Origin of the sequence: Commensalibacter intestini A911 (assembly GCF_000231445.1) — a bacterium.
GTDB lineage: Bacteria > Pseudomonadota > Alphaproteobacteria > Acetobacterales > Acetobacteraceae > Commensalibacter > Commensalibacter intestini.
In genome coordinates this window covers 420,876-444,334 of the sequence record NZ_AGFR01000007.1, presented here as the reverse complement: position 1 = coordinate 444,334, position 23,459 = coordinate 420,876, and the positions used below count along the sequence as shown (strand labels likewise).

The window sequence follows — 23,459 nt, the reverse complement described above, 5'->3', positions numbered from 1 at the left end:
ATTGTGAATATATAAAAAATTAATTAAATCAATTCTTTAAATGAATAAAATAAAATTTGATTAGTAAAATAGATAAAACGATGGCTTATTTTTTACAATAAGCCATCGTTTTAATGCTTAATAATTAAGCACCTTTAGCAATTGTGCTAATACCTTTTACAAGACCGCTTAGGATTCCGATTGAACCAAAGCCAATACCTGTTACAGCGTTTACAACGTTAGATGTGATTGCTGTAGAAGATGTTGAGTTAGCTGCATCAACAATTGAACCAATACCAGCGCCTAAAAGTGCACCAGCATTTGTTTGTGATGTTGAGCTTCCGCCTGTTAATGAATTGTATGCACCATCAACTACTGAACCAATAGCTGTACCTAAAGATGCACCAATTGTTGCACCGCTAAGTGAAGGGATTGAGCTACCTAGGCTAAAGCCACCAGCAACGTTTGTAATTTCTACTGCTGAAATTTCACGCATTTGAATTCTCCAAAATTTAGATATATTTTTTTATTTGCTTCAAAATAATAAATTACTTAAAATAACTAATTACTTTCAAAACTATCATACTGATATCACATTAAAAACGAGATGACAATATACTTCAAAATGAGACAATGTGTGAATGTAGAGACTGATTTTTTTACTTGATGTTCATTTTACCAACAATATTGTAGCTGCCGATAACAAGACTTTGAATGGTGATGTCGGGTATAGCTGCGATATCAGCATCCATACCATTCCCTTGATACTCCGTTGTAATTTTTGGTAAAATAATAGGTCTAACAAAGTTTGGGTTATCACTTTTAGGCCATAGTAAAACGCTTCCATCCTCTTTAATTTGAATGATTTTTAAGGTAGCTTCATAACAATCTGTTAATGTATCTCTTCTAATTGTAATAACGCAATCCCCATCTTCTGGGTTTCTACCAATATCTGCGAAATTAACAGCAATAACAATTGTTCCTTCTGGATAAAGTAAATTCATAGAGTCGCCTTTAACAGTTAGCGCAAAGGTTGTAAAATTTTTATAACGGCTATCTAACGGAACGGTAAGAGGGATCCATTCATTTTTAGGCCATTCTGCGGCGACATTCCATTGTCCGGCTTGCACTTCGCCTCGAATATGTATTGTTTTGATTGGAATTGGTGAAAATACCTCACTTTGTGAGGTGATTTTTTTTTCATCATCGTCCTTTAAGAAGTGATTAACATCAACATCTAAGGTATTTGCAAGTTTAAGTAACTTATCGGTTTTTGGAATGTTATTATAACGACGCAAATTTCTAATAAAATCCTCTCCTACACCAGCTTGGATTGAGGCTTTCCTTGCGCTTAACCCTTTTTCTTTAAGGATCTTTTCTATTTGATTTAATAAGATTTTATTTTTCATAATTTATTACAAATTTACTCACATTAAAAATATATCAGGATTTTTAACCTTAAATTATTATTGACATTAAGGAAAAATAGCCTTAAATATTAATTGTTCTGATCATTGTTTTCCTTAAATGTATGAAGGGAGATTTTAACATAACATATCTACAATTATTTTTTTATCGAAATATTTCTTTTGTATCATTGAATCAACTATAACGAGTGGAGATTGGTTGTCTTATCATAAACTTATTATGTATTCCAAAATATTCAAGAGGTTATAAAAAAAATAATGGATCGAGTTTATATTTACTATGGTTGTAATTTATTTATTTATTTTTCAAAGAGTGAATAGCTTTATATGCAAATACTTTGCAAAATATATGCGTATTTTTTCTTTATATAAAATGACAAATATCAACTACGGAAAAATAACCTTAACTTTCTATCTCTTTTAATCGTTAAACACAAGGTTATTAATTTAATATGGGTAACAATAGTAAAATTATAAGAGGAGATCAGAAAATAAAGATATGTTTTTTGTTAAAATTTATTCTGAATAAAAAGGTATTATGAAAAGCGTGATTATTATAATGGTTTTCTGTTTTTTATTCAATTGTGTTTTGAGGTAAACACTATGGCAAATATAAGTTTTAAATATAATTGGGGGAAATTTTATTGGGATGCTTGGCTGAATGATATTAATTTGCAGAGTTGTGATTTAGCGGCACAAGGGTTGTGGATTAATTTAATCGCAATGATGCATAAAAGTGAACAGATTGGATATTTAGTTATTAATGGTCGCCCCATGACCATATTTGATATGGCAAAACGTGTGGGTATCCGAAAAGATAGAGCTGAGTGTTTATTGCAAAAATTAATAGATAATGATGTTTGTTCGATGAATAAAGAAGGTGTTGTATTTTGTCGACGTATCGTGCGTGAAGAAAAACGCCGTTTATTTTCTTCAAAAAAAAAGAGCGATAATCAAATTGGTGATAGGGAAGTATCATTCGATTATCGCTATAAAAGTCAAGGAGAACAAGATGTTATAAGTAAATTTTCTTCATGCAATAATACAAAAGAAAATAGACACACTATAGACATCACAAGAGATATAGGTACAGAAGATGCTCAATACAAGAGTAATCGTGAAATAAAGTATGATGTGATGGGGAAAAGATTGCCAAAATCATGGTTCCCAGATCGTGAGGCCTATACATATGCTTGTCAATTAGATCTATGTCCAGAGGAAATTCTAGAGGATTTTCGTGATTATTGGCATGCAAAAGTAGGGAGGGAAGCTGTAAAAATGGATTGGGAAGCAGCATGGAGACGGTGGTGTAGGGTAGCAAACCAGAGAAGGTTAAAAAATAGATAATATAAAGGAAAAAATTGTTAACAAGATTATGGGTTAAGTACGTAAAAAGTAATTGGATATAGGGAGGAGTGAGTATGTTAAAAAGTAGTATCGGGGATAATTATATAAAGTGTCATGTGGTTGAGTTGCCTAATTGGTTTTCAATGCATAATAAACAGATGAAAAATCAATTTATTATTGGTGAGATCACGAACGGTATTGAAGTAAGTGAAGCAAAAGATAGTTTGAAAAATCTGGAAATCCTTTATCATACTAGTGTTGATTATCAAGTATTTATCGATTTCTTTAAAGTAATTAATTTATTGATTGCAAAACCTTTAAATCAAAAGATTTTTCATCTTAAAATGAAGCCATTATATGCGCTTTTTAAAAATTATTCTTTAATTCTTTTTAATGAACAAACATGCAAAGAGTTGGCAATTTTAAGCCCATTTTTTCCTTCTGCTTATGATATTGATAAAGTTATGACGAATAATATACAAAAAATAACTAAAAATATTGAATTATTAAGAGAGATTATTCTTTAAAAAATCAAATTTAATAAAGTAATTGAGTGAAAAATTAAAATTTTTTATCTAAAAGAAGAGTAGAGATAATGACAGGATATATTAAAAATAAATCAGGAATTACATTTCCAAAAATAGTAAAAGCACAAGGAATGGTTGTTCCTTATATGCGTGGTGAGTATCAAGTTGAAAAAGCTGAAGATATTCGCAATTCAAAAGTTAAAATCACGCGGTTGCGCCGTAAATCTGTTTATGATGAAATGTTAAATAGAGGCTCTATCACACAAGAACAAAGAGATTGTGCGGAGCGTTATGCTATTTTATGTGAAAAAGCATTAGGTAAAACAGGTGATTTATATGCACGTATAAATTTAATGAAAGAAGGCCATAGTGGAGGTTGGGAGCCATCTGCAGCTCAGCATGAAGCTTATGAAAAACTGTTTAAAATATGGAATGAAATAGGACGTTACCATCGTGGTATTTTGAATATGATTGTATTAGGAAATATGAGTACAAAAGAAATTTCTCAGGCAATGAAATTAAATTTACATTATACAATGGGACAAGTATTATCAACTTTTATCTTGCTGGAAGAGGCTATAGCTCAAGTTTTTTCTAAATAATTTTAGTTATATAAATAAAAACCAGTATAGTTTTATTTTTAATGTTTTAAAAGATACTGGTTCGATGTTTAATAAAAAATCTTTGTTTTTGATAGCAGCTTCTTTTTGTGCTAGTTTATCTGCTTATGCTAAACCTCTGTTTATCGGCAAATCAGAGCAAAAACCTCTGGAAGTTGCGGTTGCTTTTTTGAAGAACGAATTACCTAGTGGGGATTCTGAAGGAAAAGAAGAGGTCACGCTTCAGCAAGCGCGTATATTTTGTAAAGGGCAAGCAATCTGTCCTTTGCAGGTACAGATTATTTTTATAATCGACGGTTTAAATGATGATAGTATCCAAAAGGAACGTCATATTTTAATTTTACAGCAAAATTCTTATCAAGTATGGGAAATTACCCAAGATAAGATTAGTCGCGTTTGCAAAAGTGGACGAGGGCATCATTATTTTTCATATATTAATTGTAAGTGATTTTATCTTTCATTTTAATAAATAAATGCTTGTATTCTTGTCAAAGCTATGTTAAATTTATTTCATAATATGTTTATTGCGTCTTTATTATAGATGCAAAAATTAAATCTATTATATTTTTAAAACTTTTTTATTTTTCATTTTATCAAATCTATTTAATTATATTATAACTAATATTTATTTAGAGTTATATTATTGTTAGTATTATGCAGCCTCGTTATGTTTTATAATGTAACGAGGCTGCTTTTATTTGGGTCTTATTTTACTTCATTTTTTGTGTTAGTTCTTTTTTAGACTTTTGAAAATCTTGCATAAATTGTTGATTGGTGTGCAACTTAGCTACGACTTCTGCACCGATAATGCGGCCAGCGTCAACATCACTTTGCCAGTGTGCACCACAAATGACGCGGCTCTCACCAAAGTCATATCCTCTTTGTAAAATTTGATTTTGTTTTTGAGGAAACATTTCAGACAAAATTAAAGCAGTTGACCAGCCAAAAGCAGAATGTCCAGATGGATAGGAACCATCATTTTTAAGAAGATGATCATCTTGAGGCCAACAGGTCTGTGTATGATAATATACAAATGGTCTAGTGCGTTTATAATGATCTTTTGCAAGATTAGTTCCTAAGACACCGCTATCAACCATTACTTGTCTAATTAAATGATAAGTAATGGGTGTATCTTTTTCAGAAATTGTAACTCCCAAAGCTTTTTCAAAAGGTTTTCCAACATTACTATCTGCCAGATTTGCATCTGATTGTGCTAAAGCCCATCTAGGAGTGTTGATTAAGGTATGTCCTTTTTTATACGCTAATTGGTCTGCGGCAAAAGCTGGGCTATCTTTTTGTGGAGGAGGAGGTAAAAGTGCCAAGCTATCCGCGAGTTCATTTGGTTTCAAGTAAGAGGTATAAGGCTCGCTGTGTTTGATTTTTAAAATAGTATTATGTTCGGCGGCATTATTTTCAGCTGCAAAAGTGCTTGTGGTAATACCGCATAATAAGCTGCTAGCGAGTAGAAAAATTTTGGTTTTATTAAACAACATTATAATTTCCTTAAGCGAATTTTATTATAAATAAGTAAAACTGTCTCTTGTTTATAATACGCATAATTTTTTAAGTTTAAAAAACAAATTATTGGTGAATGAAAAAATATAATACATAGAACTTTTTAACATAAGTCATAAATTATGTTATTGTCGTAATGAATTTTTGTATATTTTATTCGGAAATATAATTTTAGTAATGGAACAAGGAGTGTTTATAAAGATGTATTTTTTATTAGAATAAGTAATCCTTATTACATGCATAAGTTTTTATATAACTTATACAAAAATATGAATGATAGGTTGTGTAGACGATTATACTCTTATTTAGTAGTTAAAGTTCTTTATTTTTATTTTTGTAAATAGGAATATTTTTACTGTTTCTGTCATTCTTCAAAGAAGATGAGAATACAATTAATTGTATTTATTTTTTTGCTTTTAACATAGTCAAATAAAGAAAATTTATTTTTTTATTTATTGAAGTAATAACTCTAACATTTATAAATGCTGAAAAAATGACATATATTCAATCAATACATATTGGTATTTTACGTTATCCAAATGCGCAAGAGGCCACGATTTTAGGTTTAAGAGATTTATTCATCATTGCTAATCAAATAGGGCAAACAATTAAGGAGCAATCATTACCTCAATTAAAGGTCAGTATTATTAATTTAGAAGATACGATTAATTATGCTGATATTGCTTTCTTACAATCTTATACTCAAGAAAAGTGTTTTTCTGCGCTTATTATTCCCCCGGATTTAAGCGGTATCCCAAAGATTTCAACTGACGATAGATATATTAAGTTTTTACGGCTTCATTATAAAAAAGGAACTATTTTAGCCTCTGTTTGCACAGGGGCTTTTTTATTAGCTAATACTGGGCTGTTAACAAATAGACACGTTACAACACATTGGAAGTATGGGAATATTTTGAAAAATTTTTTTCCAGAAATTTTACTTCAAATAGATAAATTATTAGTGGATGATAAAGATATCATTACAACCAGTGGTGGAATGTGTTGGGCAGATATGGGATTATGCTTAATTAATCGGTTACTAGGACCGACCGTCATGGCGGAAACTTCTAAAATGTGCCTATTGCAACCCTATAGAAGAGAGCAAAGGCATTATTCTATTTTTGAACCGCAAATGGATCATGAAGATAATAATATTTTAAAAGTACAGCGTTGGATTGAAACAGCAAAAATAAAAGAGCCAATTACACTAAAAACACTTTCTAAAATTTCAAAATTAAAGATACGGACATTACAGCGTCGGTTTGTAAAAGCAACAGGATTAAATATTACCGAATATGTTCAACGATATCGTGTAAAGCAATCTCAGGTTTTTCTGCAATATACTGATATGTCTGTTAAGCAAATTGCGCATAATGTTGGTTATAATGATGATAATGCGTTTTCAAAAGTATTCATAAAAATCGTAGGATTAAAACCTAATGTATATCGTCAGGCTTTTTCTGTGCTTTAACCTACATGTATTAATTATAGAGAAAAGCAATTTCATTAATTGATTATTAGCGAATGTAAAAATACATTCGCTTTTTTGAGAAGTATTGAGAATGCAAATATATTATTTTGATGATTATGGAGTGATGTCTAATGGTGCATTTGACTGCACGAATTAGCTCACAAAAGCTATTTAAGGGTTAAGATGCCAAAAGCAATGATTGATAATGGTAATTCTAAACAATGGTTATCTAAGATGGTAAAAAAAACGCAAAAAACACCTTTAGAGGTTATGATTTTTATTATGAATAAAAGTCTAGAAGAAGAAAATTATGATTTGGCGTTAAACGTAGCGTATAAAGTTGCACCTTACTTACATGCAAAATTAAATGAATCAAAATTAGAAGTAACCAATGTAAAGCGTCCAGAGGAGATGAGTGATGAAGAGCTACAAATCTTTATCGGCGCAAGCAAGGCAAGCCGCCCTCCATGAGTTAACAAAACGAGGCTTAGCCAGAAATCATTTAATAGATTTTACTACTTATACAAAACTGGATTATTCTGTTGGTCCACATCATCGTTTATTGTGTGAAAAACTCGAAGCCGTCGAAAAAGGTAAAATAACACGGTTAATGGTTTTTATGCCTCCTCGACATGGAAAAAGTGAGCTTACTTCTAAACGTTTTGCTGCATGGTTTTTAGGACGTAATCCGACTAAACAGCTCATTGCTGCGAGTTACTCTGCAAAATTGTCAGATAGCTTTGGACGAGATGTTCGAAATATCGTTTCATCTTCTTTGTTCAAGAATATTTTTCCAACAGTTTCTTTATCTTCTGACAGTAAAGCCAAAGATCTGTGGGAAACCAATCAAGGTGGTATTTTCTTATCTTCTGGTGTGGGTGGGTCTATGACTGGTTATGGTGGTGATTTAGCCATCATTGATGATCCAGTCAAAGATCGACAAGATGCAGAAAGTGCAGTGGTAAGAGAAAATGTGTGGGATTGGTATAAGTCTGTTTTAAGAACCAGAATTATGCCAGGTGGTGCGATTATTCTCGTGTTAACGCGCTGGCACGTCGATGATCTTGCGGGGCGTTTAATCAATGAAATGGAAAATGGCACCGGAGAAGTTTGGGATATTTTACATTTACCTGCCAGAGCAATGGAAAATGATCCTTTAGGTAGGGCAGTGAATAAGCCTTTATGGGCTGAAGCTTTTGGAGATAAAGAGCTTACTCAAATTGAAAAAGCAGTGGGAGAGCGTGATTGGATGTCTTTGTATCAAGGTGTACCGACGTTATCAACGGGTACATTTTTTAAGACGCAAAAAGTACCTATTGTGGATGTGCCTTCTAAAGCCGTTCAAATAGTAAGGCGGTGGGATTTCGCTGCAAGTAAAGCAATTGGCAGTTATGATCCAGACTGGACGGCCGGCGTTAAAATGCAACGTAATGAAGATGGTGGCTATACAATCCTAGACGTTGTTCGTTTTCGTGGCGGTCCTGATGAGGTTGAAAAAACAGTCATGGCAGTGGCTAGTCAGGATGGATATGATGTGCGTATTATTTTACCTCAAGATCCTGGACAAGCAGGTGTTGCGCAGGTTCAATATTATACAAAATTACTGGCAGGTTATAAAATTCAATCTGTCAGAGAAACAGGGGATAAAGCAACCCGAGCAGATCCTTTTGCTGCTCAAATAAATATGGGAAATGTTGCTCTCATAAGAGCTTCTTGGAATAGATCTTTCTTAGAAGAATTAAGTTGTTTCCCCAAAGGTGGGCATGATGATCAAGTCGATGCAGCATCCGGGGCTTTTGCATTTATAGCAATCAAAAAAGGCTTACCCAAAATGCCTTCTTTTGCAAATTTATTAACAATTTCAAAGTAGTTTTGTGATTTTTCAAAAACTCTATCTTTGTGTTCTGCGATATTAAAAATAGTTGAGAAAACAAATAATGGTTAAAAAAAGTAAATTAAGAGAAATTTATATTTCTGAATCTAAACAAAATGATCCAATTAATAAGCAAGATCTTTTTGCGCCTTATGAAGTTCCAGAAGGAATTATTGGCGAAGGAGATGATGCAGATCATTTGTTGGTCAGTGATAGTATTTTTACAGATCAATTTCGTAATTTTAATGTGACGAATGATCCAATGACAACCTTATTTGAAGAAGGTATTGGTTTTCCAGGCTATCCTTATCTTGCACAACTTTCTTTGCGTGGTGAATATCGTATGGTGGTGGAAACCAGAGCAGAAGAGGCAACAAGACAGTGGATTAAGATTAAAAGCTTAGATAAATTTGCAAATTATGATGAGAGAATAGCTCAAATCAATGCTGAATTTGAAAGATTGGATGTACAAGGATTATTACGTAAAGCACTTTGTACCGAAGGCTATTTTGGGCAGTCTTTTTTATATATTGATTTACAAACGGCTCAAAATGATCCTGAAGAAAAAATGAGCCCATTATTTTTAACCCCTAAAAAGATTAAAAAGGGTGAGTTAAAGTCAATTAAATTGTTAGATCCAACATGGGTAACGCCTGTGAGTTATGATGCAATGGATCCTTTTAGTGATGATTTTTATAAGCCTTCTTTATGGTGGGTTTTAGGGCAGCAAATTCATGCGTCTCGTATGATTTCAATGATTTCTCAACCTGTTCCAGATATTCTTAAACCTGCATATAATTTTGGTGGTGTACCTTTAGCATTTATGTGTAAACCTTATGTTGATAATTGGTTGCGCACACGTCAATCTGTAGCAGATTTAATTAAATCTTTTTCAACAATGATTTTAAAAACGGATTTATCTCAATTATTAAGCCCAGGATGTGAAGAACTTAGTAAAAGGGCAGAGTTGATGGCTGCTTATCGTGATAATCGTGGATTACAAATTGTTGATAAAGATAGCGAAGATTTAGAAAATATTGCAACACCTTTATCAGGATTGGACAAATTACAAGCGCAATCCCAAGAACATCTAGCGTCCATTTCTGGTATTCCTTTGGTGAAATTATTAGGAATTACACCATCAGGATTGAATGCATCTTCTGATGGAGAAATACGCTGTTTTTATGACAAAATTTCTGCATTGCAACAGTCAGTATTACGCCAACCAATTGATACAATCTTAAAAATCGTACAGCTTCATTTGTTTGGTTTGATTGATAAAAATATTACCTTTGAATTCAATTCATTATGGCAATTAGACGAGGTTCAACAATCGCAAGTTGATGTGAATACTGCTAAGGTACTCGCTGATTATTTAGGTATAGGCGCAATAGATACCAAGAAAATTAAAGAAATTATTAGTCACAAAAATTTCTAGATTTTTATCTATATAAAAAACGCCTTTAGAAGCTCCTTAATGGGAGCTTTTTTTATGTTTTTTATTTTACAAAATATATATAATAAGGGTTACGAATGAAATTACATAATGTAGTTTCAGTAGCATCTATTTTAGGTGCAATACTGAGTTTTAATTTGCAGCAAGAGGCAAAAGCCAATGTTGCTGATGATTTAAATAAAAATTATAACAATATTGTTAATAATTGCGGTTCAGATACTAGTCCCGCCTATGAATGTTCTGGTAATTTGGTGCGATTGACATCAGCATCTACGAGCTATCATGTTTGGGATCCAAGTCCGAATTCCATTAATGTAGCGAAAGGTATTTCTTTTACTTATTTACGTCATGATATTAAGGTTGATTTAAGATTTGCAGGCCATTTATCTGGGATTATTTATTATCCTAATATGCAGAAACCATCTTCGACTGATGCATCAGAAGTTAGATGTGCATTTCCAACCGATGGTTTTACGATTAATGGACGTGAAAATGGTTGTGGAGCAACAGGATGGTCCGCAGGAAGTGGACCTTGCCAAGATCAAGGTATTTATACGGCTGATGCATGGTATACACATTTTATGTCTGTTACTCAAAATAGTAATAATCAGTATCAACATCAATGTAGTTTTACGATGTCTGCTGGAACACCAAATACAGCAACAATTTTTGATGAAGATTTAAAAGCAATTCGCAAAGTGTTTCATTATGAGAATGATGGGCTTAATCATGCCTCATATAATGAGTTGTTGATGAAGTTATGGCCTTTAAATGCGAAGAATATAATTGATAATCCAGAAAAATTACCTATCCAAGCATTTTTTTACATGAATAAAGACGGTAAGAGTGGTTTAGCTGACGCGCAATATTATCAACAAGATTACTATAAAACAGCTAAAATTATTATACCAATTGTAGAGTTAAATAATGATGATACAGCGAATATCTCTTTTTCATATCATCCACAAGATCGTGGTGTTACAATTGCAGATGAGTTAAATGTGAATTATAATAACATTGTTGATAATTGCGGATCTAAAAAGAAACCAGCCTATGAATGTTCTGGAATTTTATTTCGTCAAGCATCTTACTCTAGTTCTTCCCATGTATGGGATCCAAACGCAAAGTCTATTCAATATGGTGGTATTTCTTTTTCATATTTACGTAAAGATATTCATTTTAAAAATTTCTTACATTCTAATAGAAGCTCAGGATTTATTTATTATCCCTCTCAACAAGTACAAAGTGGAGCAGATAGTACAGAAGTATCTTGTGCATTCCCTGTAGGAGGAAAGACAGATTATAGATCTTACGGTCGATGTGGAGGTTCTTTTAGTTATCCTCAAGCTAGTACAGAGTGCCAACAACAAAATATTAATACAGCAGAAGAGTGGTATACACATTTTATGTCTGTAGCTGGAGATGCTGGTTTTTATCATCAATGTGGGTTTGATGTGTCTCATTGTGGACAAGATACAGCAAATGCATTTTTACAATCTATTAAGGCACATAACCAGATTTATAACATGCAGGCAAATGTTTCAGAGTACGGTACAAATGAAGTGATTGTCGGAACTCAAGAAACTGATGCTAATGGTAAAAGTGTTCATCCAGAGTTGTTGCCTTTACAAGCATTTTACTATCAAAATGCTACTGGATTAACAGAAGCACAAAAATATCAACAGGATTATTATAATACGACAAGTAAAGTTGTTCCCGTTGTGTATATGAATACAACTGATTTGAATAATATTTCTTTTGAATATAAAGCAGCTGATCAGGTTGTGAATAATAATTAATTTTTAATATTATTTAATATTAAGTAATTGTTAAATAAATTGATTTTAAAATGCTCTCTATTTTTGAAAAGAGAGCTTCTCATTATATCGTCATATCAATGTAGATAATAAAAAAAGCATCTTTAAAAGATTGGGATCCAAGTCCAGCAGCTGTGGGCAGAAAAGGCGTATATTTTATGTATGTACGTCAAGATCTTCCACTTGATAAATCATTTAAAGATAAAACATCAGGATTAGTTTATTATCCAACTCAAGAAAAACCTTTAGCAAAAGATGTGAATAGTATTCGATGCGCTTATCCTGTGGATGGTTATACAGATCGACGCTACACCAATGGTGAAAATGATGCTTGTGGTGCAACGGTAAAATACCCTACTGATAGTCAACCTTGTCAAGAGCAAGGGATTATCACAGGTCAGGAATGGTATGATCATTTTGCAGCGATCCCAGATGTAGATAAAGATAGATTACAGCATCAATGTGGATTTAGTTTAGCTAGTAATGAGTCAAATTTAGGGAATATTTTTAAAGCTGTGATTGATGGGCAAAAACTATTACAAACAGCAAGAGGAAGTGCCAATTATGATGAGTTAATTTTAGGGGTGCCTGCGTATAATAAGGTTACAGATGCTAACGGTAATGTATCTTATAATATTGATAATCCTAAATCATTACCAATTGAAGCTTTTTTCTATACAAATGCAACAGGATTAACGGAAGCTCAAGGCTATCAAAAAGATTATTTAGAAGCAACTGGTACTTATGTTCCTGTTGTTCAATTCGATCTTGATACAACCACAGGTAAAGTCACTTATACTTATAATAAAGCTGACCAAACAGATAGTTACAATCAAAATAATCAATAGTTTTTTACTTCTTATTGAACTTTTTTGGAATAGTGCTCTCAATATTGATTGCACTTTTTGATAACAAATACATTTTTATTTGAATAAAAGACAGGTTTAGATGCTTTGTGAAAGTGGGCTATAGGTGTCTTTATGGATTAATAGGATTGTTATAGAATGAAATTACGTTATGTAGTATCCGTAGCATCTGTGTTAGGTGCAATATTGAGTTTTCATTTGCAGCAAGAGGCTAAAGCTAATGTTGCTGATGATTTAAATACAAATTATAATAAAGTGATTGATAATTGTGGATCTGAGAATAGTCCTGGATATTTATGTTCAGGGAATATAGTGCGTTATGCAAATGCTACAACAAATTATCATGCGTGGGATCCTAGCCCAAAATCAATAGAACGTGGCGGTGTTTCTTTTATTTACTTACGTAAAGATGTTAATTACAGTAAACAGGTTAATACTACTGGTGGTCAAACGACGGGTATGATTTTTTATCCACCCGAACAAAAGCCTCAAACGAAAAGTAATGTTGAAACATCATGTATATTTCCAATTGATGGTTGGTCTGATACAAGGCCTGACGGTGGTTGTGGTGTATCAACGGCTTATCCTAAAACTAGCCAGCGTTGTCAGGAGCAGAATATTTATACAGCTGAGGAGTGGCATCAACATTTTGCTAATCCAGAAATTCAATATGCTGGTGTTTTTCAGAATCAATGTGCTTTTGATATGACAAAAAAAATGACGAATATAGCTGCTGCATTTAATGAGGCTATTAAAGCTCATAATGAAGTTGCAGACACACAGTCAGGATATACAGAGTATGGATACCCGGAGCTTCAACTTAAAGCTTGGCCAACTTATATGTATTATTATACGGAAGATAATGTACAAAAAGAAAAACAATTAAGTAATAATCCTGATCAGTTACCTATTCAAGCTTTTTTTTATAGTAAAAATGAGGATTTATTAAGAGCTCAATTTATTCAAAAAGACTATTATAGAGTAACGGGGCTTTTTGTGCCTATTGTAAGGCTAGCTGTTAAAAGTGCTTTTGATGTTTCTTACTCATATAATGATAAAGATCAATTTATTTATAATGATATAGATCAATTTATCGCGGATAATTTAAATACAAATTATAATAATATTGTGGAGGATTGTGGATCAAAAAATAATCCCGCTTATCAGTGTTCTGGAATATTGTTACGACAAACTTCATATTCTAGTGGGGTTCATAATTGGGATCCAAACGAAAAATCTATTCAATATGATGGTATGTCTTTTGCCTATTTTCGCAAAGATATAAAAATCAAGAATTTTATGCAGCCTAATAGACATTCTGGATTTATTTATTATCCTTCACAGTTGGTGCCAACAAGTAAAAAAAGCGCAAAAGTATCCTGTATTTTTCCAGCTGTAGGACAATCTGATAACAGATCATATGGTCGATGTGGTTCTACAACTGTTTATCCTACAACAAGTGTTGAGTGTCAGCAACAAGGAATTAATGATGCAGATAGTTGGTATAAACATTTTACGAATAATGACGTAAGTGGGTATGGGATATTTGAACATCAATGTGCATTTGATGTTTCTAATTGCGGTCATAATACAGCAGATGCGTTTATTCAATCAATTAAAGCGCATAATATGGTTTATGATACATCTTCAGCATATCCACAATATGGTTCTAACGAAGTGGTAGTTAAAACCCCAGCAACAAGTGCAAATGGTCAAACAACTAACCCAGAAGTTTTGCCGTTACAAGCGTTTTTCTATATAGATACTACAGGGTTAACAGAAGCGCAAAAATATCAACAGGATTATTATAATATTACAGGTCAATTTGTTCCTGTCGTGTATATGAATACAACTAATTTTGATAATATTTCTTTTAAATATCAAGCTGCTGATCAGGTTGTTCTCAAAAGTGCTAATTAGAAAATAAGTTGATAAATATTTATAATAAATATGATCAAATAAGTGATGATAATTTTGTTTCTTATTTAACATTTCAATAAATGAGATGGTTTGTTTAGATAAATATTTAGAATTTTTTATTTATTTTTAAATATATTGGATAATGTAAAATGAAATTACGTAATGTAGTTTCAGTAGCATCTATTTTAGGTGCAATACTGAGTTTTAATCTGCAGCAAGAGGCTAAAGCTAATGTTGCGGATGATTTAAATACAAATTATAATAAGATCGTAACCAATTGTGGTTCATCAGATCAGCCAGCGTATGAATGTTCTGGAAATTTGGTGAGGTTGACTTCTGTCTCTCAATATAATGCTTGGGATCCTAATCCCCATTCTGTAGCTCTTCAGTCAGTATCATTTACGTATTTACGGCATGATATTAAAGTTGAATTAGGGTATAATAAGCTTTTATCTGGAATTATTTATTATCCTCCAATGATAACTCCTGCCGATAAAGAGGTTGCACAGATAAAATGTGCTTTCCCAATGGATGGGTGGTCATCAAGTCGATCTGATGGATGTAAGCGACCGATTGATAATAAAACTTGTCAAGATTTAGGTATTCATACCGCAGAAGGTTGGTATCAGGATTTTATGTCACGGCCAATAGCTGATAGTAATAGATATGTTAATCAATGTGGTTTTTCTATGACTATTAAAGGGGAAAATATAGCTCAAGATTTTAATGAAAATTTAAAAATAATAAATAATATTTTTGATGAGACAATGCTTGGTGCTGATGGTCAATTACCTTCTTATAGAATTAATGGATATAATGAAATAACGATTAAACCATTTCCTTCGAATGATCAATCTCAGATTATTAATCCAGAAAAATTGCCTATTCAAGCATTTTTTTATGTGTCAAAAGATGGCAATAGTGGTTTAGCTGATGCACGATATTATCAACAACAATATTATCAAAAGGCGCATATTATAGTTCCTATTGTAAAGGTAAATGAAAATGAAAATGATCCTGCAAATATTAGCTTTTCATATAATCCTGAAGATCGTGGGGTTACAGTCGCCGATGAATTGAACGCAAACTATAATAAGGTTGTTGATAATTGTGGGGGTAAGGATAATCCAGCATTTCAATGCTCTGGTATCTTATTTCGTCAAACTTCTTACTCTAGTGCTTCTCATGCTTGGGATCCTAATGAGCTTTCTATTAAATTAGATGGTGTTTCTTTTGCTTATCTTCGTAAAGATATACATTTTAGAAACTTTATGAATGCTCGTAATTCAGGCTTTATTTATTATCCATCTCAGCAGGCACCAAGTGATATAGAAAATGCAAAAATTTCTTGTGCATTTCCTACAATTGGTTGGTCTAATGATCGTCCCTATGGTCGATGTGGATCACACACAAGTTATCCAACAACGAGCGTTGAGTGTCAACAGCAAGGTATATATACTGCAGATGATTGGTATAAAAAATTTGCAGATACATCTGTGGTTGGATTAAATAAATTTTTTAGTCAATGTGGATTTGATGTTTCAAATTGTGGGCATGATATTGCAACAGCTTTTAGTGAATCTATAAAAGCTCATAATCTTGCTGAAGCAAACTCTAATTTGAGTGGTAGTGGATCTAATGAAATTATTGTTCGTAATCAGGAAACTGATGCAAGTGGTAAAAGCGTTCATCCAGAGACACTTCCTTTACAAGCATTCTATTATCAAAATGCTACTGGATTAACAGAAGCTCAAAAATATCAGCAAGATTATTATAATACGACAGGCAAAGTTGTTCCTGTTGTTTATATGAATACAACTGATTTTAATAATATTTCTTTTGAATATAAAGCTACAGATCAAGTGGTGAAAAATAACTAAGAATAAACTATATTAATTAAAAATAATTTCATGACATTAAAAAATAGGACTTTGGTTTTTGATGCGCAGTCTATGCGTTTTGAAGACTGGAACGGGCATTTGCGCGTACATAATACGAACTTAACCAAAGCAAATGTCTGTGAATATTATGGTGCTGAGATTAACAACCATAAACAATATGGGTTAGATCCCAATAAAAAGTATCGTTTTTTACGATCGCCTGATGCTTTGGAAAAAGCGGTAGGATCTTTTAAAGAACGTCCAATCCTTTATGTGCATAAGGCAGCTGATGCTAATCGTTTAGATAACTCCAAAGTTATTGGAACAACAGGATCGGATCCTGCCTTTTCATACCCTTATATTCAATCTTCGATTACGATTTGGGATGGGGATTATATTGAGGCAATCAAAGACAATACTCAGGCTGAACTATCAGCCTCTTATGCATTTACTCCGATTATGGATAAAGGAGAATTCGAAGGGGATTCTTATGACGGGATTATGACGGAAATTTACGTCGATCACGTTGCGTTAGTGGCAGAGGGACGGGCAGGTCCAGATGTTAGAGTTTCAGATGAAAGGTTTAATAACATAATGCCAAAACTTAATGATACAGGGGTGGAATTAACAACCGCTCTGGCAAATTTACTAGGAAAAACAGGTGTAAGTCGTAGCGATGTTGCAGATGCAGTTGCAACAGCGAGTGGTACACGTCGTAAAAATCTTGGTAAAATTTTACATGCAATTTTAACCAATAATATGACTGCAGCAGATTGTGATTGTGTCAAAGATGATCAAATCGATGACGCTGTTAATCGTGTCATGGATGAAGATGCAGATTTTATCGGTGATGAAGAACCTGTTGATACAGTGTCTGCAGAAGATGAAGATACTTCTGATTTAGATGTTGCTGATTGTGATCGTTTGAGTAAGAAAAATGCTAAACAACGCGTTCAAGCATTTGATGCGGCTTCTTTAGAACGTTCTATTGAAAAACGATTGGTTGCGAAAGCAAAGCAAGCTCAAGAAGCTCGTCAACTTGTGAAACCATTGGTTGGTGAATGGGCGATTACCGAAGATGAAGGTGAAGAAATTTTACGTAGCGTTCTTGTTGAAATTACAGGTGAAGCTCCACCAGCATCAATGGGATATAGCGGATTAAAATATGCAGTAGATCTTGTTTTGTCTCATAAATCTCAAGGTAGAGCAAATGATAGTAAAAGAATGCAAAAAGGTGACTTGCAACGTTTTGGTGCAACACGATTACGGAGTATTTAATAATGACATTTCAAAAGAAGGTTAGTTTAGGCCCAGCAAAGGGGTGGGAAGGCGATTTTGCTTCTACGAATGTAAGAGTTTCTTTTCTAGGTGATCCTCAATCAGAGGAAGTAACAGTAGTAGATGGTGAAAATCAAGCAGGATTTACGTTAAAAAGTGCCTATTATCAAGCTGGTGTGGGTGGTGTTCGAGCTGGATCTTTTGTTTGGGTTGATGAAGCAACAAAAACAATTATGAATACAGGTGAAGGTAGTCCTGCTGGGTTTGTAGGTCGTGAATTAACTGGTGTTCCTGCGAGTTACTTAGAAGAAGCATCATCACAGATTCCTGCTGGATTTATGGTGACTGTTTATTCAAAAGGGGAGTTCTTAGTTAATGTCCCAGATGATGCCATCACAGTGCAACGAGGTGAGGTAGTGAGAGTTACTGTTGAAGGTAAACTTACTGTTAGTGATGATGGGATTGTAACAACATATAAATACGTAACCAGCGCTAAAGTCGGCGAGTTGGTTGCTGTTTCATCATGGATTTAAGGGGCTTTTCAATGACTATTCAAACAAAATCTTGGGCTCGTGATAGAGCTATTTTAGCCAATGAATTTGGTATTCATCTGCCAAATGTGATGGATTATAGTAATAATGCCAGAGTAGGAGATAGTGCTTTTTCTGCAGTAACAACTGCGAATAATACTATTCCTTCACAGTTTACAACTTATATTGATCCTCAGATTATTGATGTATTAACTGCTCCTTTAAAAGCTGCACAAATTTATGGTGAAGCAAAAAAAGGCGATTGGTTACACGATACAATGATGTTTACTGTTGTAGAGCCAGCAGGCGATGTTGCTGCTTATGGTGACTTCCATCAAGCTGGCTATAGTCGTATGAACACTAACTTTCCTCAACGTCAACAATTTCTAGTACAAGCATTTGCAGAATGGGGTGATCGTGAAGTTGGGCGTGCAGGGTTGGCAAATATTGATTTACCATCTCGTAAGCGTTTAGCCGCGGCATTATTGCTAAATCATTGGCAAAATCAAAGTTATTTCTTTGGAGTTTCTAATTTGCAAAATTACGGTGCATTAAATGATCCTAATCTTTTAGCACCAATTGCTCCTAAGGTAAAAGCAAGTGAAAAAACAGCTTGGGAAGATGCAACGGCGAAGGAGATTTATGAAGATATTCAAGAACTCTATCGCGAATTACAATCTCAAACACAAGGTGTTGTTAATTTAGATAATGCTGTGGATATGGATAGTCCATTAAAATTGGTCGTTTCTAATAATGTTCAAGCATATTTATTAAAAACAAATGAATATGGAATTTCTGTTCTTGATTTATTAAAAAAGAACTTTCCAAACCTTGTGCAAATGAGCGCACCTCAACTTTCTTTAGATGCCGTAGGAGAGGAAAGCGATAATAAAAAAATTGAGTTGGTACAGTTGTTTGTAGAAAACTATCAAGGAATTGATACATTTACTTGTGCTTTCTCTGAAAAATTACGTAGTCATGGTGTGGTGCGTGAAAGCTCTTCTATGAAAGAGAAATTAACTCAAGGGTCTTGGGGGACTATTTTAACACGTCCTGTATTAGTCGCACAAATGATTGGGGTATAAAGAATGAGTGATGATATATTGGTCGCGTGCAAATTACCGCACGGGATTTATTTAGACGTTGGAAAGCAACGAGTGAAATTAAATGGAGTAATGCAAAGTGGGCGCCTTGAGGCGCCTTTTTTTACAGCTCCTGCAAATAGTGTCGGATTAACCAAAGTTCCTCGTGATTTTTGGGAAGCATGGATCAATGATCATAAGGAATTCGAACCTGTTAAAAAAGGTCTGATTTTTGCATCTAGTAAGAAGAAACGTTTATTGGATGAAGCTGATGAAAAATCAGATTTTAAAAGTGGTTTAGAACGTATTAACCCTTCTAAACTTCCTAAAACTTTAGAACAAGTCAAAGCAGGACAAGTTTAAATGAATGAACGACCCGATGTAATGGGTCGGGAAGTTGTTTTTGAGTGGTCGGAATGGGCAGCAAGCTTTCCAGAACTGGAAAGTCATTTCCGACCTCATAATGTGCAAAAAATTGCAGAGCGTGCTGCAATTTATTTCAACCCCAGTAGTAAGGGGGTTGTTTGCTGTCCAAAAGAGCGTCGTATTTTATTGAACTTATTGGTTTCTCATTTGGTTTTCTTACAAAAGAAAACAGCCGAAGGAGATCAATTAATGGGGCCTGTTTCTTCTGTATCAGAAGGGAGCATTTCCTTGTCTGTAGATACCAAAGGGAGCATCGGAAAGATTGATCCTTGGTTATCACAGACACGATATGGTCAAGAATTCTGGGCGCTCAGTAAAAAATATCGCAGCACATTTTATATTCGACCTATTCCCGACCCAAGATTAAGAATTTTTCCATAAGGAACATTTTATGGCTGATATTAAAGTAAAAACAACAAAAAAAACATCTTCTGTAAGAAAACCTATAAAAGTACAAAAAGTAAAAGCTTCAGATAAACCTTCTGCAGCAGTTGACGATTTTATGGACGAGGAAGATGAGGTTAATTCAGGGGAAGCAGAGTGTTTATTGCGTTCTGCATTGAACATAACAAAAGCTTGTTATGTGCAAGAGGATGAAGAAGGAGATCAAGAACATGATGAAAATACAGAGGGTTTTCAGCCTGTTGATCGGTTGATGTCTTCGAATATAGATAATAAAATTTCATATTATGAAAAATCTATGCGTGTTGTCGAGGAAGATACTCAAGATTATGTTGTGGTTGGATGTCGTTTTCCAAATGGTGTTGTGATTTCTTTAGGAAAGAGCAAAGTGTTATTACGAGGAATTAATGATATGCCAGATCATGAAAAAGAAATTCACCATGGAAATGTTGGTTTTACTAAAATTATCAGACCGGCTTGGAAAGTATTTTTAAAAACTCATCGAAATTGGTCTCCATTATTAAATGGTTCTATTTTTGTAGTAAGTAATACAAATAATATGATTGCTTAATAAGTTAATAATTATAAGAGAGTGAGAAAATGTCAGAGTATGACTATCAAAGCCAGGGAAAAATTTCTTTGAGTGCACCACAAAACGGTAGTATTAATAAACTTGCTGGTGGCAGTAATATTCAAGGCGGTGATAATTACACTGCTTTTTTTATAAATTATGATGAAAATAATATTGCAGAAAGCTCAGTAAGTGATGCAACAAACGTAAAAATACATGCTGTTGCAAATACTAATCTGACCGTATCAAAAGGTAGAGGAAATACTTATTATGCAGATCGTAACTTCACATTCCTGAATGGTACAGGTAAGACATATGCTGAAGTTAATGGTAATTATTCTATATTTGGACAGGATGGATTAAATTTGACATTAGAAGCTTTTGCTGATGATGGTATTGTTATCAATAATGCAGGCAATACTATATTACAAGCGTCTAATTCTACAGCAAAAATGACGCTTTGGGGTTACCCAAATGATGATGCATCCTCTACAATTTTAGCATTTGGTGGGAAATCAGCGAATAGTTTCATTTCAGGAAAAGGAATGAATATTTATAGTGGAGGAGATGGAAAGAATGTTTTTTCAATGTATAAAAATATTTGTGAGAATGGAACGACATTAATTTTAAATTTTAATCAAGATACTGATTACATTGATGTTTCTCAAATTATTGATAAAAATAGTTTTGTTAATCTTCTAAGAATTTCAAAAAATGTTAATGGAAACGCATTTATTGAGTTGGAGACACATACGCTAATTTTAGTCGGTATTTTGCTTGAAAATATTAATATTGATCGTTTTTCTTTTTAATATAACCTTCTATTTAAAATATATATTTTTGTTAGGCAGCTTATGAGCTGCTTTTTTTTTACTTATTAAAATTTAATTATTTTTTATTGCATTTCATTTGTAAATTTAAGGATAAACAAGCCATGAAATTTCTTCGTGTAATTTCATTAATGGCTGTTATTGTGTCTGTTGCAGGGTGTTCTAGTCGAGCTGATGCGAATGTTGCACAAGATTTAACAGCTAATTATAATAAAATCGTCAATAATTGTGGATCACAGGATAACCCCGCTTATTTATGTTCAGGTAATTTGATTCGCTTTACAACAAATGATCATAATTATTTACCATGGGAAACTTCCCCAACGTCATATCAAAACGGAACAGGCGTATCCTTTTTTTATACGCGTAGAGATGTGAATACTAAGGTTGTCTTTAATGGTAAATTTTTGGGAATTATTTATTATCCACCATTAATTAGGCCTGAAGGAAAATTACAAGCAAAGTTTTTATGTGCGTTTCCTATGGATGGTGTTACGGATGAGCGCGTTCAGAGTTGTGGTGCACATTCTGCATTTCCTCAGGATAGTATTCCTTGTCAAGATCAAGGAATTTATACTGCAGATGAATGGTATAAACAATTTACTTCCATTGATAAAGAAGATTGGGGAACAAATTGGGCTAGGGCTACACATGAATGTGGGTTTGATATTAAAGAAGGTACAGATAATAGGGCTGACATTTTTAATCAAATGTTACAAGCTCAAAAAAAGGTTAAAGTTGAAGAAGGAGCATGGGATACCTTCTTTAATTTCAACGAATTAATTATGAATTTGTGGGTGGCAGATAGTAAGGGGCATATTAGTAATGCACAAGATCTTCCTATTCAGGCTTTTTTCTATACAACAGATACAGATGGAAATTCTGGCCTGTCTGATGCTCGTTTTTTCCAACAAAGATATTATGATTTAAATAATCATATAATTATTCCAATTGTAAAAATTGTCCAGGATAGTTCTTTGAGTAAAGTGATCTATGTTTATAATAGTGCAGATCAACAAGTTAGCAAATGAGATTACGTTGATTATGAAGATTTATTTGAATGATCAAAATACGTGTTTATATAAAAAATTTTATTAATTAATAAAATAATTCTTATAAATTTAATTATTCATAAGGATTTCTCTTATTTTGAAATGATGCTGGATTTTTTAATAAGATGTGATGATTTTAAGAAATAAAAAGGTATAAAATCATGAAAATTCATGACTTGGTAAGAGGAATGATTGGGGTAGTTAATCCTAATATTACAGGATCTTTATATCGATCCAAGGGTTATGTGTTGGAAGGAACGCAACAAAACCCCCTTTACGAGGACCCTATTCAAGTTGAGTTGCAAATTCAGTCTGTTCCTGGAGATAAACTAAGCCACTCCCATTTTTTAAATCAGCAAGGTGAACGTAAAGTTGTTTACGTCAACGGTCAGGCTTTTGGTATTGATCGCGTACGTGGTGCAGGTGGTGATTTATTAGAATTTTACGGTCGGCGTTGGCTAATCGTTCAAAGATTAGAAGCATGGGAAAATTCTGATTGGTGTAAGGTTGCTGTCGTCGCACAGTTAGATAAACCAGAAGATGATGATGCTTCGATAGAAGACTATGTTTAATTTAAAACTAATTTATAT

General features: G+C 33.3%; 24 protein-coding genes. 21 read left to right on the top strand and 3 right to left on the bottom strand.

Features of this window, described 5'->3' with window-relative positions; all coding sequences use genetic code 11:
* Positions 1 to 124: 124 nt before the first annotated feature.
* Together CIN_RS07080 and CIN_RS07075 are read right to left on the bottom strand one after the other, a co-directional pair.
* Positions 125 to 475: a hypothetical protein gene (locus tag CIN_RS07080; RefSeq protein WP_008854392.1), complete on the bottom strand. Its 351-nt coding sequence runs from the start codon at positions 473 to 475 to the stop codon at positions 125 to 127.
* A gap of 163 nt (positions 476 to 638) precedes the next feature.
* Positions 639 to 1,388, bottom strand: coding sequence for a LexA family protein (locus CIN_RS07075; RefSeq protein WP_008854391.1), 750 nt, complete (start codon positions 1,386 to 1,388; stop codon positions 639 to 641).
* Positions 1,389 to 2,009: 621 nt separating this feature from the next.
* Between CIN_RS07075 and CIN_RS07070 the strand changes: the two genes are divergently transcribed.
* From CIN_RS07070 to CIN_RS07055, 4 genes are all read left to right on the top strand, one after another.
* Entirely contained in the window at positions 2,010 to 2,753 is a 744-nt protein-coding gene (locus CIN_RS07070; RefSeq protein ID WP_008854390.1) for a hypothetical protein, read from the top strand.
* A 74-nt stretch (positions 2,754 to 2,827) separates the two neighbouring features.
* The gene (locus CIN_RS07065) at positions 2,828 to 3,280 is read left to right on the top strand and encodes a hypothetical protein (RefSeq protein ID WP_040364073.1); all 453 of its coding nucleotides are present in this window, start codon (positions 2,828 to 2,830) and stop codon (positions 3,278 to 3,280) included.
* Positions 3,281 to 3,348: 68 nt separating this feature from the next.
* Positions 3,349 to 3,882, top strand: coding sequence for a hypothetical protein (locus tag CIN_RS07060; protein ID WP_008854388.1), 534 nt, complete (start codon positions 3,349 to 3,351; stop codon positions 3,880 to 3,882).
* 64 nt (positions 3,883 to 3,946) lie between these two features.
* A complete protein-coding gene (locus CIN_RS07055; RefSeq protein ID WP_008854387.1) occupies positions 3,947 to 4,348 on the top strand; it encodes a hypothetical protein in 402 nt (133 codons plus the stop codon).
* A 262-nt stretch (positions 4,349 to 4,610) separates the two neighbouring features.
* Here the strand turns inward: CIN_RS07055 and CIN_RS07050 are convergent, their stop codons facing one another.
* Positions 4,611 to 5,393, bottom strand: coding sequence for an acid phosphatase (locus tag CIN_RS07050; protein ID WP_008854386.1), 783 nt, complete (start codon positions 5,391 to 5,393; stop codon positions 4,611 to 4,613).
* A gap of 515 nt (positions 5,394 to 5,908) precedes the next feature.
* Between CIN_RS07050 and CIN_RS07045 the strand changes: the two genes are divergently transcribed.
* The 17 genes from CIN_RS07045 to CIN_RS06965 all read left to right on the top strand — a co-directional run bounded on the left by CIN_RS07045 (position 5,909) and on the right by CIN_RS06965 (position 23,441).
* Complete coding sequence (locus CIN_RS07045; protein WP_008854385.1) at positions 5,909 to 6,886, top strand: GlxA family transcriptional regulator; 978 nt, start codon at positions 5,909 to 5,911, stop codon at positions 6,884 to 6,886.
* A gap of 183 nt (positions 6,887 to 7,069) precedes the next feature.
* Positions 7,070 to 7,357: a hypothetical protein gene (locus CIN_RS07040; RefSeq protein WP_008854384.1), complete on the top strand. Its 288-nt coding sequence runs from the start codon at positions 7,070 to 7,072 to the stop codon at positions 7,355 to 7,357.
* Positions 7,305 to 8,756, top strand: a complete 1,452-nt coding sequence (gene terL / locus CIN_RS07035; protein WP_040364072.1) for a phage terminase large subunit — start codon at positions 7,305 to 7,307, stop codon at positions 8,754 to 8,756. Before CIN_RS07040 ends, terL begins: the two co-directional genes overlap by 53 nt.
* Positions 8,757 to 8,823: 67 nt before the next feature.
* Positions 8,824 to 10,197, top strand: coding sequence for a DUF1073 domain-containing protein (locus CIN_RS07030; protein WP_008854382.1), 1,374 nt, complete (start codon positions 8,824 to 8,826; stop codon positions 10,195 to 10,197).
* Between the two features lie 95 nt (positions 10,198 to 10,292).
* Positions 10,293 to 12,014, top strand: a complete 1,722-nt coding sequence (locus CIN_RS07025; protein WP_008854381.1) for a hypothetical protein — start codon at positions 10,293 to 10,295, stop codon at positions 12,012 to 12,014.
* Between the two features lie 176 nt (positions 12,015 to 12,190).
* Positions 12,191 to 12,880 carry a hypothetical protein gene (locus CIN_RS07020; protein ID WP_008854380.1) on the top strand — a complete coding sequence of 230 codons (690 nt, stop codon included), beginning with the start codon at positions 12,191 to 12,193 and terminating at the stop codon, positions 12,878 to 12,880.
* Between the two features lie 156 nt (positions 12,881 to 13,036).
* Complete coding sequence (locus tag CIN_RS11490) at positions 13,037 to 14,818, top strand: hypothetical protein (protein ID WP_008854379.1); 1,782 nt, start codon at positions 13,037 to 13,039, stop codon at positions 14,816 to 14,818.
* A 149-nt stretch (positions 14,819 to 14,967) separates the two neighbouring features.
* Positions 14,968 to 16,698: a hypothetical protein gene (locus tag CIN_RS07010; RefSeq protein WP_008854378.1), complete on the top strand. Its 1,731-nt coding sequence runs from the start codon at positions 14,968 to 14,970 to the stop codon at positions 16,696 to 16,698.
* A 30-nt stretch (positions 16,699 to 16,728) separates the two neighbouring features.
* Complete coding sequence (locus tag CIN_RS11485; protein ID WP_008854377.1) at positions 16,729 to 17,976, top strand: DUF2213 domain-containing protein; 1,248 nt, start codon at positions 16,729 to 16,731, stop codon at positions 17,974 to 17,976.
* A gap of 2 nt (positions 17,977 to 17,978) precedes the next feature.
* A complete protein-coding gene (locus CIN_RS07000; protein WP_008854376.1) occupies positions 17,979 to 18,509 on the top strand; it encodes a structural cement protein Gp24 in 531 nt (176 codons plus the stop codon).
* A gap of 11 nt (positions 18,510 to 18,520) precedes the next feature.
* The gene (locus tag CIN_RS06995) at positions 18,521 to 19,591 is read left to right on the top strand and encodes a major capsid family protein (RefSeq protein WP_008854375.1); all 1,071 of its coding nucleotides are present in this window, start codon (positions 18,521 to 18,523) and stop codon (positions 19,589 to 19,591) included.
* A 3-nt stretch (positions 19,592 to 19,594) separates the two neighbouring features.
* Positions 19,595 to 19,951: a hypothetical protein gene (locus CIN_RS11480; protein WP_050798382.1), complete on the top strand. Its 357-nt coding sequence runs from the start codon at positions 19,595 to 19,597 to the stop codon at positions 19,949 to 19,951.
* Positions 19,952 to 20,395, top strand: a complete 444-nt coding sequence (locus CIN_RS06985) for a DUF4054 domain-containing protein (protein ID WP_040364071.1) — start codon at positions 19,952 to 19,954, stop codon at positions 20,393 to 20,395.
* A gap of 10 nt (positions 20,396 to 20,405) precedes the next feature.
* Complete coding sequence (locus tag CIN_RS06980) at positions 20,406 to 20,987, top strand: hypothetical protein (protein ID WP_008854372.1); 582 nt, start codon at positions 20,406 to 20,408, stop codon at positions 20,985 to 20,987.
* 29 nt (positions 20,988 to 21,016) lie between these two features.
* Positions 21,017 to 21,799 carry a hypothetical protein gene (locus CIN_RS06975; RefSeq protein ID WP_008854371.1) on the top strand — a complete coding sequence of 261 codons (783 nt, stop codon included), beginning with the start codon at positions 21,017 to 21,019 and terminating at the stop codon, positions 21,797 to 21,799.
* Between the two features lie 122 nt (positions 21,800 to 21,921).
* Positions 21,922 to 22,848, top strand: a complete 927-nt coding sequence (locus CIN_RS06970) for a hypothetical protein (RefSeq protein WP_040364070.1) — start codon at positions 21,922 to 21,924, stop codon at positions 22,846 to 22,848.
* Between the two features lie 182 nt (positions 22,849 to 23,030).
* On the top strand, positions 23,031 to 23,441 hold the full coding sequence (locus CIN_RS06965) for a hypothetical protein (protein WP_050798381.1): 411 nt from the start codon (positions 23,031 to 23,033) through the stop codon (positions 23,439 to 23,441).
* The last annotated feature ends 18 nt before the right edge of the window (positions 23,442 to 23,459 follow it).